Origin of the sequence: Paenibacillus sp. CCS19 (genome assembly GCF_033239625.1) — a bacterium.
In the GTDB taxonomy this organism is placed as follows: domain Bacteria; phylum Bacillota; class Bacilli; order Paenibacillales; family Paenibacillaceae; genus Paenibacillus_T.
The window spans coordinates 202,453-214,661 of the sequence record NZ_BTCK01000001.1 but is presented as its reverse complement, the minus strand read 5'-3'; the positions used below and the strand labels follow the sequence as shown (position 1 = coordinate 214,661).

The following is a 12,209-nucleotide window of genomic DNA, read 5'->3' as shown; positions in this document are numbered from 1 at the left end:
GTTTTTCACATTCTCGGTTATTGCGTATAACGTCTTTGTATTCACGCCCCCTCACTGACTTCAGGGGCGAATGCCCGGGTCCGACGAACTTAGCCAGTGCAGGGTTCTCAGGTTGCTTCCTTTTCTCCGAAATCCCTCTGTCAGGACTTGTGGAACGAATGGCCCAATGCGAATGCGGTGTTATATGACGTAACTGACTTCTTCGACTAGACAATAATATCATTAGTTACTTTTAGATTTACCACTTCTTTACTTGTCTTACCTGTGCTGTCTTTCCAAATTATCGTAACATTCAGTTTTGAGAGTTTATCTCTATCAATATCCTTTTCAAAGGAACTCATAGTGTATTTATTGATATTTTGAATCGTTTCTCCCATTCCTGTATTGATATTTGCATAAATCAATTCATTATCTAATTTGATTTCGACTTTTAAGTATTTTATTTTAGAGTTTTCTTTATGAACTAGTTCAACTGAACATTCTCTAACTGACTGTAGGGAAATAATTAAATGATAATTCTCTACTTTCCACTTTTCTCCGTCCCCTTCTAATTCATAGAGATGAATTTTGGATTGTTCTAACGTAGCTGCATGGAAATTCTTCGTTGTATAAAAAGTGAATAGATTCGTTGATATGAGCATTAAGATTAAAATAAGGATAGGTTTAATCTTCATTATTAAACTCCTTTGACTAGCACTCCACACTTCAGTAATGTCAGATAACGTCTTTGTATTCATGAACCCGCACTGGCTTAAGAGCGTAAGCCCGGGTCCGTCGGACTTAGCCAGTGCAGGGTTGTCCCGCTGCTTCAGCTTTTCCGAAATGCCTCTGCCGGACCGAGGGCCGGATGGACCGATGCGTGAATATGGTGTCATCAGATGTACGGCACTTCTTCGATTTACTCCCAATTGCCTTAATTGTTCTTTATCGGGGTTAATAAGATTTTTCGAGCTTTATCTTTACTATCTTTCGATATGCCCTTATATGCTTGGCACTTTACATATCTGTCTTTCGTATATTCTCCCATTTCCCATTCATCATCAATTATTACAAAAGACTCAATTTCTTTATCTCTATTATCAACCAACCACGTTTCAATTTCTTTCCATCTAATTGAAGTGTTTAGCTTCTCTGAAAGAACTGGCGTAATATCAATTATTCTATCGTCTATATAATTCTCTATAAAGTTACTCATTAGTTCTTTCCATAATCTATTATCCGTTCCGTAATGAATGCGCCACGTTGAACTAATAACAATATAAGCATTTGTTTCTTTAATAAGTTCCTTCAAATTCTTCATAGCTTCAGCATCAAATATTATTCGATCATGGTTAAATAACTTTTGAAGTTTAACTGCTCGATCGGTATTCAAAACACCATCAATATCTAGAAAAATTATCTTCATAGGAATTACTCCAATTAAAGATTTGTTTTGCCGTATTTCTCATAACGTCTTTGGTTCACGAATCTTCCCTGTCATAAGGCGTGAATGCGCCGGGTCTCAACGAACTTAGCCAGTGCAGGGTTAATCGGCTGCCTCCACTTCCCCGAAATCCCTCTACCGGACCGAGAGCCGGCTGGACCAATGCATGAATATGGTTTTATATGAAGTAGTTGCCTTCTTTAAGATGCACACTAAAAGATCTGGACTATATTATTGGATACTTTATTATGTGTTTGAAAGATTGTTATGTCATGATATGGCAATGGAATATATCCCTTCTCAAAAGCTTCATTAATAAATGATTCATTATTCTCTGAACTCGAAAATACTCCAATTGGTCTTGTTTTTAATAGATTATCGCAACTGTAACATTCGTCTCCGGTAATTACATATTCCTTTTGATTATGTTCAAAATAGACTACAGATGAACCGGTCGTATGCCCTCCTATGACCTTAAACTTAAATTTATTCTCAAACAAATATGCATCATTTATTTTCACTACATTTTCTTTAAGAAGTCTATTTTTTACATTGGGGTTTACACTTTCCAAAGCATGAACATAGTCATCGTAACTAATGATTATTTGTGCATCCGGGAACAAGTCAATATTATCAATATGATCAAAATGACTATGAGTTATAAAAATAACATCAACGCGATTTATGTCTATTATTTTCTTCACTTCTTCGTCGACATTACATAGCTCTATTCCCCACTCATTAGCAGTAATCGGGTCCCGAAATCCAACATCAAATAATATCGTTTTATTATTATACTTAGCTATGTAGTATGACCATGAAATCCTAATTAAGTCTTCTGAAGTTTCATCTCGAAAAATATATTTAGAGCTTAATAACGATTCACCGAACTTTACGGCATACAATTGCATTTCGCTTACCTCCTTTGGTCTTGGCAATTATTTCATCTAACATAGTTGTATTCAAGACGTCGATACCCCTTAGATAGCTCTTATCTTAGGCGGATCTATGTGTCTGGCTGTCCCTACTTCCTCGTGATCACTCTCCGGGCTGAGAGCTGAATGGCCCGATGTGCGAATACGGTGTTATCTAAGGTGACCACTTTCTGTGCTACTTACAAATACGTCTTAATTCCCCTTTATAAATTCTTTCATTATCCTCATCAAAACAAACGAATTGAATATGTTTGATAGATGAGTTACTCTTCACAAATTCAATCACACTCATTATTGCAACCTCAGCTGCTAGGTCTTTTGGATATCTATAGATCCCTGTACTTATATTCGGAAATGATATACTACTGATTCCATACTTCATTGCAAGATCTAATGAATTTATATAACAATTCCTTAGCTTTTCTTTTTCGTTTTTATTTCCATCATTCCAGACAGGTCCAACCGTATGTATTACGTACTTCGCTTTTAGATTTCCCCCAGATGTTATTACGGCTTCTCCGACCGGACAATTTCCTTGTTTATTACGTATTTTTATACATTCATCAAGGATCGCCGTACCTCCCGCCCGATGAATTGCACCATCAACTCCGCCCCCACCAAGTAAACTAGTATTGGCTGCGTTAACTATGCATTCCAATTGAGATTGTGTGATATCTCCTTTAAGAACTTCAATAACTGATGAATTTATTAAAGCTTCCATGATGATATCTTCCTCTCATTTGCTCTTATCACTTTTAGATAACGTCTTTGTATTCACGAACCCTCACTGGTTTAATGGCGCCAGCCCGTGTCGTTAGACTTATCCAGTGCAGGGTTGTCTGGCTGCCCCTGCTCCTACGAAATTCCTCTGCCGGGCCGAAGGCCGTCAAGTCTGATGCGTGAATATGGTGTTAGATGAAGTAATGGCCCTAATGAATTACATTCAATTCTTAATTTCTTTCATATACATACTTTATTAGACTATCATCAATTTGCTTTATTACTTTTGTGAATCCAACAGCCTCTAAGCATTTAATACTACCTATATTGTCTTCATCTACCCAGGCTTCAAATTCTTTTATTTCATCTAAAAATCTATAATCAATCAACTCTTTTATTACTTTCTTTCCGTATCCTTTGAGCCTTCGTGCTGGATCTATAATAAAAGCAATTGCTGCTTTCTTATGAACTAATAGTTCAACCATTACTTCACCTATTAGATCATTATCTTCGTATATCACCCAAACGAAGTAATCCAATCTACTACTAGTTGTTTTAAACCAATCATTTATATCTTCTATTGACAATCTCTTATGAGTTTCAATCTCATTATGCCATTCAGTGATTACTCCTAAATGTTTCATCTGTAAAAACTCGAAGGTAATTGTCATGCCCCACCTCCTGAATAATCTACACAGATAACTCTTGCCGTTATTTTATCTAACGTCTTTGTATTCACGAACCCACACTGGCCTAAGCGCGTAAGTGCGGGTCCGACGGACTTAGCCAGTGCAGGGTTGTCCGGCTGCCCACTATTGCAGCGACGTCCCGATGGGCTTAGGGGGCTTGATGTAATCACTGGCTTCTCAGAGTAACTCCGAGCGTCAATATGGTGTTAGCCGAAGGAAGTTCTGGAAGCAGCCATTGTATTCAAGGCGTTCTCAAAATAGCTATATACTTCGTCTGCAATTTCCAGAAACTCTTCAACAAGGACATCACTATCCAAATAACAAGCATACAGATAATCAACTAAAGCGGAGTCAATCTCACAATAGTCTAATAAGGCATTCTTCATCTTCATAATGTCGTCTTGCCATACACCTGTATCTTCTAAAACCAAAGAGTATAATGCACGTATTAATCTCTTAGAATAACCTTTAATATATCTAGTTTTCATTGTGTGATCACTAGCATTAGAAAGTAAACGATGTATACGGTCTACTTCCTCCTTGGTATCTGTATTTAAGTCTAAAATGAACTCTGGAGAAATAATTATCGGTGGCACTTTTTCTCCAACGTCAGGACCATACATGCATACACAGATTATCTTAATCCAAAAACCCCACTCATTCGGTTTACTTAATACATCGTCAATCGAGCAAATGATCGTATCAATCTTAGTTACTATTGGATATTCTTTCAAAAGTCTGTCTTTAATATTTGACACTTTTTCGTAATCAAAATCTTTGGGATTTACACATACAATTGTAAAGTCTGCATCTGACTTAAAAGGTTTAGCAGTTCCTTTTGGAATCGAGCCACACATATAAATGCTATGAATCTTACCTTTAAATTCGTTAAGTAAATTTCCTATATACTTATCGACAAAATCCTTATATTCACTTTGTATTACAATTTTATTTATAACTTTTTCTAAAATCATACAGCCTCCTCCTAAACATGTAATAACTTCTTTCGGCTAACGTCTTTGTATTCACGAACTCTCTTTATGATTTGATATTTGTTCTTACCACTCTCTCCATTCTTCCGTTATATCTTGACCTTCTTCTACTTCTAATCCAGCTAGAATTGCTGCTTTTTCTATGAACTCAGCTAATTCTTCTCGTTCCATTGTTTCGATAAAGTAGTCATTTTCTTCATTCAACTCATTAAAGGCAACTACTATTTCTTCTACTAATTTCATGAGTTTATCTTGATCATCACTTTCCTGTGTTGAGATCAATTTGTTTATGTAATTGTCAATTACCTTGTCACAAAGATCTAAGCGCTCTGGTGTAAATAGATCATCACCAAATTCAATCATTCTTTCATTCCATAGTTTAGTTGGTTTCTCTTTAAATAATTCTTGTAAATTCATAATAATACCCTCTTCCTAGTTTTTTAAATATTATTCTTTTATCAGATTCATGGTATTTCATATAACGTCTTTGTATTCACGAACCCTCACTGTTTTAAGGAGTCAGTGAGCCGGGTCCGACGAACTTAGCCAATGCAGGGTTTTCCGCTTACCACTTCTTCCCTTAAATATCCCTATGCCGGACCGATGGCCGAATGGCCCGATGCGTGAATATGGTGTTATATGAAGTAGTTTCCTTCCTTTAGATACACACTAAAAGATCTGGACAACATTATTGGATACTTTATGATGTGTTTGAAAGATTGTGATGTCATGGTATGGTAGTGGAATATATCCCTTTTCAAAAGCTTCATTAATAAATGATTCATTATTTTCTGAACTCGAATATACTCCAATTGGTCTTGTTTTTAATAGATTGTCGCAAGTGTAACATTCGTCCCCAGTAATTACATAATCCTTTTGTTTATGTTCAAAATAGACTACAGATGAACCGATTGTATGCCCTCCTATGACCTTAAACTTAAACTTATCCTCAAATAAATATTCATCTTTTATTTTCATTACATTTTCTTTAAGAAGTCTATTTTTAACATTGGAGTTCACACTTTCCAAAGCATGTAGATAGTCCTCGTAACTAATGATTATTTGTGCATCAGGGAACAAGTCAATATTATCAATATGATCAAAATGACTATGAGTAATAAAAATAACATCAACGCGATCTAGGTTTATTATTTTCATCACTTCTTCGTCAACATTACACAGCTCTATACCCCATTCATTAGCTGTAATCGGGTCACGAAATCCAACATCAAATAATATCGTTTTATTATTATACTTAGCTATGTAGTATGACCATGAAATCCTAATTAACTCTTCTGAAGCATCTCGAAAAATATATTTAGAGCTTAATAACGATTCTCCGAACTTTACGGCATACAATTGCATTTCGCTTTTTCTCCTTTGGTCTTGGCAATTATTTCATCTAACGTCTTGGTATTCACGAACCTTCACTGGCTTAAGCACGCCAGCCCAGGTCGTCAGACTTTGCCAGTGCAGGGTTGTCAGGCTGCTCCCCTCTTCACCGAAATGCCACTGCCAGTCCGAGGGTCGTATGGCCCAATGCGTGATATAGTGTTAGGCGATGTTGCAAGCACCTTTGAAATCGCTTGCAAAGATAGTTCCATCATTTCAACAATTTTATTTAATATGACTTTTTGTAAATTGAAGTCGTTTTATACGATGCTCCTAAACATATCTTCGCTAAGTAAAGAATTTGACCAAGGTGTTCTGAATAATGACTTGCACACTGTTGTAATATTTCATATATTGTCTTGGCTTTCCCTCGTACCTCTATCGTTCTTACTAGATCTTCATTTTGTAATTCTTTTACGCTTTCAATCAAAAGCTTGAACGATTTATCAATCTTATCTATCAATTCATCTTTTGAAACATTCAAATCTCTGCTAAATTCATGATCCCTAGATCTTATATCTCGATGTCCGTGTATACCTGTTCCAATCCTTTGATTAATATTCCCTTCAATATGAACAACTAAATTTGCGATTGAATTACTCTCATTATTAGGTCGGTAATTTATATCATCATCATCTAGTTGTTCTAACCCCTTCTTCAATGTATCCCTAATCTCTTCAAACTTACATACTAACTGAACAAATATTAGTTCATAGATCTCCATGGTTTCACTCCTGTTTTTATGAGCCCAATCGCAATTACTTCCCTGAAATGCCCCTGCCGGACCAAGAGACGGTTGGCTCGAAACGTGAGATATGTTGTTATACGAAGGCCTCTGCTCCCTCAAGTTACTGCTAATTTTTCATTACTACACCAATCTGATAATCATCTTCGTACACCAGTTCACCTGGTACATCCACAGAGGTGGATTTAATTATTTCTACATTATAGTTAGCAGCTATTTCAATAAAGGCTTTGAGCTTTTGAACCATTTGTATAGATTTTTCATTTTCCTTAAACCAAGTTACAGCCCCCATTGAATTATTATTCTCATCATAATAAGGAGGATTTGGTAAATTATCTTCAAACCATTCTTTTGTACTTAAGTAAACTTCGCCATCATGTTTTAGAAGCTTACCGTCACGATGTAAGTGATAGATGACAACAAAAATACCGTATGGCTGATTTGTACGAGGACTCCAATAGTTTCCATGATAACGAATATACATAATCTTTAGTTTCCTCCATTGGTTGTTATTGTGAATATGGTGTTAGGTGAAGTTCCTCTCTCCTTGAGATACCGACAAAATGCACTTAAATCTCTCTACTCCTGGGTACTTCTCTCCCAAACTCGTTATTTCAAATCCAATTTTTCTATAAAAATTCACTGCGTCTTTATCCGTTTCTGCAATCATTTTTACTGTCCTACTATTCTGCAAATATTCTAGAATCATTTTTCTCCCTATTCCTTGATTCTTAAATTCAGATTTCACAGCTATATGTTTTAATTCAACTTCAGCTGCTGAAATTTGAATTATTCCAACTAAGCCTACTAGCTCGTTATTAATCAGTCTTCCAAAAAGTATTCTCGAATCTTCTTCACTGTACTTTAAGAGTTCTTGTTCGATCTTATCGCTACCAGCCATCATACATTCGGCCAATAGTGATTTAACCTCTGTAAGGTACTCATAGTTCTTTAAATTAATCATGACTAGCCCCCATGAAAATATGAGTTTAAATAATCAAATAATTGCTCTTTATAAGAATTCCGCATAACGTCTTTGTATTTGTATTCATTAACACTCTTGGCTTAATGGGCGACGGCCCCGGGTCCGACGGACTTAGACAGTGCAGGGTTATCCCGCTGCTCCCGCTTCCCCCGAAAATGCCCTGCTGGACCGAGGGCCGAATGGCCCGATGCTGGAATACGGTGTTAGATGAAGCACGTGTCAACTTGAGTTATCTTAATAATCTTCTTCACGTAGTGGTGTTATGTGCCATTTTAAATATTGGAGAATATCAACTTCTTGTTGGTCAAATTCTTGATGATATAAATGGGTATGAGGAATAGGGAGATAAATCGATTCAATTTGTTTTAAAAATTGCTTAGTTATTAATAACTCTTGAAACCTTTTAATATCACCATATAAATAAATTAAATTATCTTTATCGTAAACAATCGTTGAATTCGAACCAGGAGAATGTATCCAAATATCATGTCTACTGTCGTTCTTAATAAAATCCCCGAACTCAATAAAGAACCTTTCAAGTTCTAAAAAATCTATTTCATTACTTTGATATCTAGCAGTTTCCTGACCTGTCCTGCTTACATTGAGGATATAAAGTAAAAAGTATGGCTCTTTCATTATTCTTACAAAACTCAACAAAGTATCAATCACATCAACTGACCATACAATGATTCTAGAAAAGTGATCTGAATTCTGTATATGATAAATATTTGAATTTACAATTGTTTCGAACCGTTCGAAGTCTTCAGTATTATTGTCCTCAAAAAATCCGATTTTTCTTTTCATTTCTTCTTCCTTCATTATCTCTCTACATGTCTTTTTATTCACGAACCCTAACTGGCTTAAGCGCATAATCGCGGGTCCGACGAACTTAGCCAGTGCAGGGTTGTCCGATTGTTTCCACACCCCCGAAACCCCTCTGCCGGACCGAGAGCCAGATGGCCCGATGCGTGAATATGGTGTTATCAGAAGTTAGTGGCTTCTCCAGTTACCTTCAACTTTCTTTTCAGCCAACCGCTTTAATTCAATATTTCGATGTTCTAAGAACTTCTTCATATATTTTTCAAGTATGATTCTTTCAACTACTCGACCCAGAATTCCAAATGGGGCTTCAAAATACAATGTATCACTCATTAAAGTCTTTCCATCTAGTTCGATAAATTCATGTATGTGTTTTAAACTCTTAAACGCGCCCTTCTGCATTTCATCTACAAATAAATATGTCTCTTTATACTCAGTTATTTTTGAGGTCAACTTCTGTCTTATAAATAAATGAGTGGCTTCAAATGTTACAGATTGACCAAATCCGATTGGTCCAGAGGTAACTCCCTCGATCGCTTTTTCTTTTGTGTGTTTCCAAACTGTTTTCGTATGTATCTCGATGTCTCTGGCTAGATCGAAGCAGAGCTGGATAGGCGCTGAGATCTCAATCTGAGTCTTAACAGTAATCAAACGACCTCCACCTTTCTTGATCTATATATTCACTATATAGTAATTTCCGATAACGTCTTTGTATTCACGAACCCTCACTGTCATAAGTGACCGAAGGGAACGGTCGCGATGCGGTTAGGCAGTGTGCAGGGTTGTCCGCCTGACCCAACATCCTCGTAATTCCTCGGACGGACCAAGGGCCCGATAGAGAACCGCAGCGTGAATGCCGTGTTATATGAAGGGAATATCTATGAATTAGCTAGACAGCTCTTTCTGTTTGACCCAAATCGGAATATGATGACCAAAATATTTCGTGATCTTCTCAGCTTCAGTCAATACCAGCTTTATACCAGTCTCATCAAGAAACCAGTTATGTCTATTCACACGCATATCATCTTGTATCACTTGAAACTTAATATTCGACGGAAAAACGGTTTGATAAGTCATTAGAGCTCTTCTAGAAAAAAATGATTTACACACTATTATCGCACGCTCTACTCCGATCTTTCTTTCAACCAAAACACTCCACGAATTTCGAGCATTATCAAATGTGTTCAGAGCCTTGTCTTCCTTAAGGATATTCCGCTCCGGTACACCTTGCGACAAAGCAATATCTCTGAGATGTTCCCATTCTGTTCTATTAACCTTAGTACTAAAACCACCAGAGGGTAAAATGTAGGGAGCAATCCCGGAATTATATAATTCCGAAGCAATTTTCATTGGCATATTATGAGTACCACCTGGTACCAAAATAACGTCAGCCGGAAGAATTTCTTCCTCTTGAACAAACACAAGATCTGTAAGACAGTCAAAGGGATACCTCAATGGATTAACTCCTCTCAGATTGCATTCCTTTCATATAACGTCTTGTATTCACGACGTCGATCCCCCCTAAGATAGCTCTTATCTTAGGGGGATGGATGTGGCCGGCTGCCCTTCTTCCCCGAAATCCCTCTGCCGGACCGAGGGCCGGATGGCCCGATGCGTGAATTACGGTGTTATGTGATGCAACTACCTCCTCGACTCATCTTATTTGTGGTACGAATTGAATTTATTAATTATCTCTTTAGTATCTTGAAAATCATTAAAATCAATAATTCTCTTTAATTTCATGTCCCAAACTATTAGATCAAACTGACTACATATTCCGCTGCAGATTTCAATTGTTTTTAATATATTTCCATGTGGTTTGAATAATGATGTTATTACAGATATCTCCGTTATTCTTTCTTCTTTAGTACCGGTATTAAGTTCCAAATCAAATTTATTGTTTCCATCATCAAACGAAAAATAACACTCGTCATCAAAAGAAGACCACTTATCAGATGGAGAATAATTAGTAATATGGTGTTGTGTCTCGAAGTAATTAACAATTGAATCGAAAAGCAGAGCACCTTTTCCTACGAATTCGATTCCTTCTTCAGTAAAGACAACCTGATTCACCCGAGGAATAAGAAAGAATTGATAAAATCCTGCTGCCATGACATCACCCTCTCTAAATATCATGCAGTTGTTTCATCTAACGTTCTCTGTATCCACGAACCCTCACTGGCTTAAGGGGCGCATGCTCCGGGTCCGACGGACTCAGCAAGTGCAGGGTTTTCCGGCTGATCCCACTTCTCCGAAATGCCCCTGCCGGACCGAGGGCCGGATGGTCCGATGCATGAATACGGTGTTATCGGAAGTCCCTCTACTTTGCCCAATCTATCAACATTCTATTTCTTATTAATATAGATCAGGGTACTTAGGATTTTTAATTGAATCTCCAAATTGTCTTTCACTCATTACAAAACTTCCAAAATACCCTTCAATCATAAAATCCAATCTTTCGTAGTAATCTATATATTTGTCTTCTGGGAAGTTTTTAATTATATAAATGTCGTTTAGTTCAAAATGGCATAAGAAAGATCGCATTATTCGTTTATATGTCCAAAAAATAATTCGGGTTAATTCTCTATCCAATGGTTTATCCATTGTTTCTCGTACAATATCTATTACGGCATTGTAGTAGTCCCAGAAGTAAGGCTCACTAAAAACACCTTCTTCTAATAAAGAATATAAAAATGTTCCTTCCTTCAGTTGATAATTATTTATCAGTTCCAGATTTGCCTCTGACATCCTTTTCTCCTAGGTTTAATTTATTGGGATTTCCGATAACTACTATTTCTCTGTATTTCGCAAATCTACTCTCTAGTCCCAAGCTTCCGAATTTCATTTTGTCACCTGAAGCGATTGTATCTGCGAAGTTCGTTAATTCGTTTACAGCTGATAACTTTCTAAACCGCGGTACTCTCCTTCAGCTCTCACTCGTGAACACAATCCTCGTTATTACACCTTCAATTACCATACGATATTTTCTCCACCACCATTCTACTATAATATCCCAGTTAATAGATATCATTAACTTCCCCGTATCATCAAAACTCATATAAATAGGCCAGCCAGAATTCTCTGACTGACCTAAGTAAAGTTCCTAAAATGGTCTTAGGCTCAACATCACCTATCTACCCCGAATATTTGTTCACAGTAATTGGATAATGGTAAATCTCAATATCTTCAGCGATGAAGCCTCTTCTTTGCGCCGCCAACAGCGTCTCATACATATTCCGTCTTCCTACTGGATTATCGGTATGCAGATAAATCTTATTTGCTCTTAAGCCATTCTCACAAAAGTACTTCACAAGGTCATACCCGTTAGGGAGTTCAACTCCATTCTCATCTTCTCCCAAGTCATGATCAAGTGTCAGAATGTCTACGTCATGTGTTTCAAGCAAATGTATTGCTTCGCCATATGTCCGAGCTAATTCAAAGCCATCCGGACAGTCTCGCAAATCGTCTACATACAAATTGATGATATTTGTCACTACGATTCCGCCTTT

At 36.9% G+C, this 12,209-nt stretch carries 17 protein-coding genes; all 17 read right to left on the bottom strand.

Annotated elements, in window-relative coordinates:
- Positions 1-206: 206 nt before the first annotated feature.
- Positions 207-674, bottom strand: coding sequence for a hypothetical protein (locus tag SBI19_RS01135; RefSeq protein WP_317964358.1), 468 nt, complete (start codon positions 672-674; stop codon positions 207-209).
- Positions 675-913: 239 nt separating this feature from the next.
- A complete protein-coding gene (locus SBI19_RS01130; protein WP_317964357.1) occupies positions 914-1,405 on the bottom strand; it encodes an HAD domain-containing protein in 492 nt (163 codons plus the stop codon).
- A 230-nt stretch (positions 1,406-1,635) separates the two neighbouring features.
- Positions 1,636-2,334: an MBL fold metallo-hydrolase gene (locus SBI19_RS01125; RefSeq protein WP_317964356.1), complete on the bottom strand. Its 699-nt coding sequence runs from the start codon at positions 2,332-2,334 to the stop codon at positions 1,636-1,638.
- Between the two features lie 199 nt (positions 2,335-2,533).
- On the bottom strand, positions 2,534-3,079 hold the full coding sequence (locus tag SBI19_RS01120) for an O-acetyl-ADP-ribose deacetylase (protein ID WP_317964355.1): 546 nt from the start codon (positions 3,077-3,079) through the stop codon (positions 2,534-2,536).
- 229 nt (positions 3,080-3,308) lie between these two features.
- Positions 3,309-3,749 (bottom strand): GNAT family N-acetyltransferase, encoded by a 441-nt coding sequence (locus SBI19_RS01115; RefSeq protein WP_317964354.1) that lies wholly within the window; start codon positions 3,747-3,749, stop codon positions 3,309-3,311.
- Between the two features lie 224 nt (positions 3,750-3,973).
- Positions 3,974-4,741: a nucleotidyltransferase domain-containing protein gene (locus SBI19_RS01110; RefSeq protein ID WP_317964353.1), complete on the bottom strand. Its 768-nt coding sequence runs from the start codon at positions 4,739-4,741 to the stop codon at positions 3,974-3,976.
- 84 nt (positions 4,742-4,825) lie between these two features.
- A complete protein-coding gene (locus SBI19_RS01105; RefSeq protein ID WP_317964352.1) occupies positions 4,826-5,176 on the bottom strand; it encodes a hypothetical protein in 351 nt (116 codons plus the stop codon).
- Positions 5,177-5,428: 252 nt separating this feature from the next.
- Positions 5,429-6,124 (bottom strand): MBL fold metallo-hydrolase, encoded by a 696-nt coding sequence (locus SBI19_RS01100; RefSeq protein WP_317964351.1) that lies wholly within the window; start codon positions 6,122-6,124, stop codon positions 5,429-5,431.
- 256 nt (positions 6,125-6,380) lie between these two features.
- The gene (locus SBI19_RS01095) at positions 6,381-6,875 is read right to left on the bottom strand and encodes a DinB family protein (protein WP_317964350.1); all 495 of its coding nucleotides are present in this window, start codon (positions 6,873-6,875) and stop codon (positions 6,381-6,383) included.
- Between the two features lie 130 nt (positions 6,876-7,005).
- Positions 7,006-7,380 carry a hypothetical protein gene (locus tag SBI19_RS01090; protein ID WP_317964349.1) on the bottom strand — a complete coding sequence of 125 codons (375 nt, stop codon included), beginning with the start codon at positions 7,378-7,380 and terminating at the stop codon, positions 7,006-7,008.
- A gap of 42 nt (positions 7,381-7,422) precedes the next feature.
- Positions 7,423-7,860 (bottom strand): GNAT family N-acetyltransferase, encoded by a 438-nt coding sequence (locus tag SBI19_RS01085; RefSeq protein ID WP_317964348.1) that lies wholly within the window; start codon positions 7,858-7,860, stop codon positions 7,423-7,425.
- Positions 7,861-8,115: 255 nt separating this feature from the next.
- Complete coding sequence (locus tag SBI19_RS01080; protein ID WP_317964347.1) at positions 8,116-8,805, bottom strand: hypothetical protein; 690 nt, start codon at positions 8,803-8,805, stop codon at positions 8,116-8,118.
- Positions 8,806-8,871: 66 nt separating this feature from the next.
- A complete protein-coding gene (locus SBI19_RS01075; RefSeq protein ID WP_317964346.1) occupies positions 8,872-9,351 on the bottom strand; it encodes an SRPBCC family protein in 480 nt (159 codons plus the stop codon).
- 234 nt (positions 9,352-9,585) lie between these two features.
- Positions 9,586-10,155 carry a YdcF family protein gene (locus tag SBI19_RS01070; RefSeq protein ID WP_317964345.1) on the bottom strand — a complete coding sequence of 190 codons (570 nt, stop codon included), beginning with the start codon at positions 10,153-10,155 and terminating at the stop codon, positions 9,586-9,588.
- Between the two features lie 204 nt (positions 10,156-10,359).
- Positions 10,360-10,812: a hypothetical protein gene (locus SBI19_RS01065; RefSeq protein ID WP_317964344.1), complete on the bottom strand. Its 453-nt coding sequence runs from the start codon at positions 10,810-10,812 to the stop codon at positions 10,360-10,362.
- Positions 10,813-11,055: 243 nt separating this feature from the next.
- Positions 11,056-11,448: an Imm41 family immunity protein gene (locus SBI19_RS01060; RefSeq protein WP_317964343.1), complete on the bottom strand. Its 393-nt coding sequence runs from the start codon at positions 11,446-11,448 to the stop codon at positions 11,056-11,058.
- Between the two features lie 386 nt (positions 11,449-11,834).
- Entirely contained in the window at positions 11,835-12,185 is a 351-nt protein-coding gene (locus SBI19_RS01055; RefSeq protein WP_317964585.1) for a cyclic-phosphate processing receiver domain-containing protein, read from the bottom strand.
- Between the last annotated feature and the right edge of the window lie 24 nt (positions 12,186-12,209).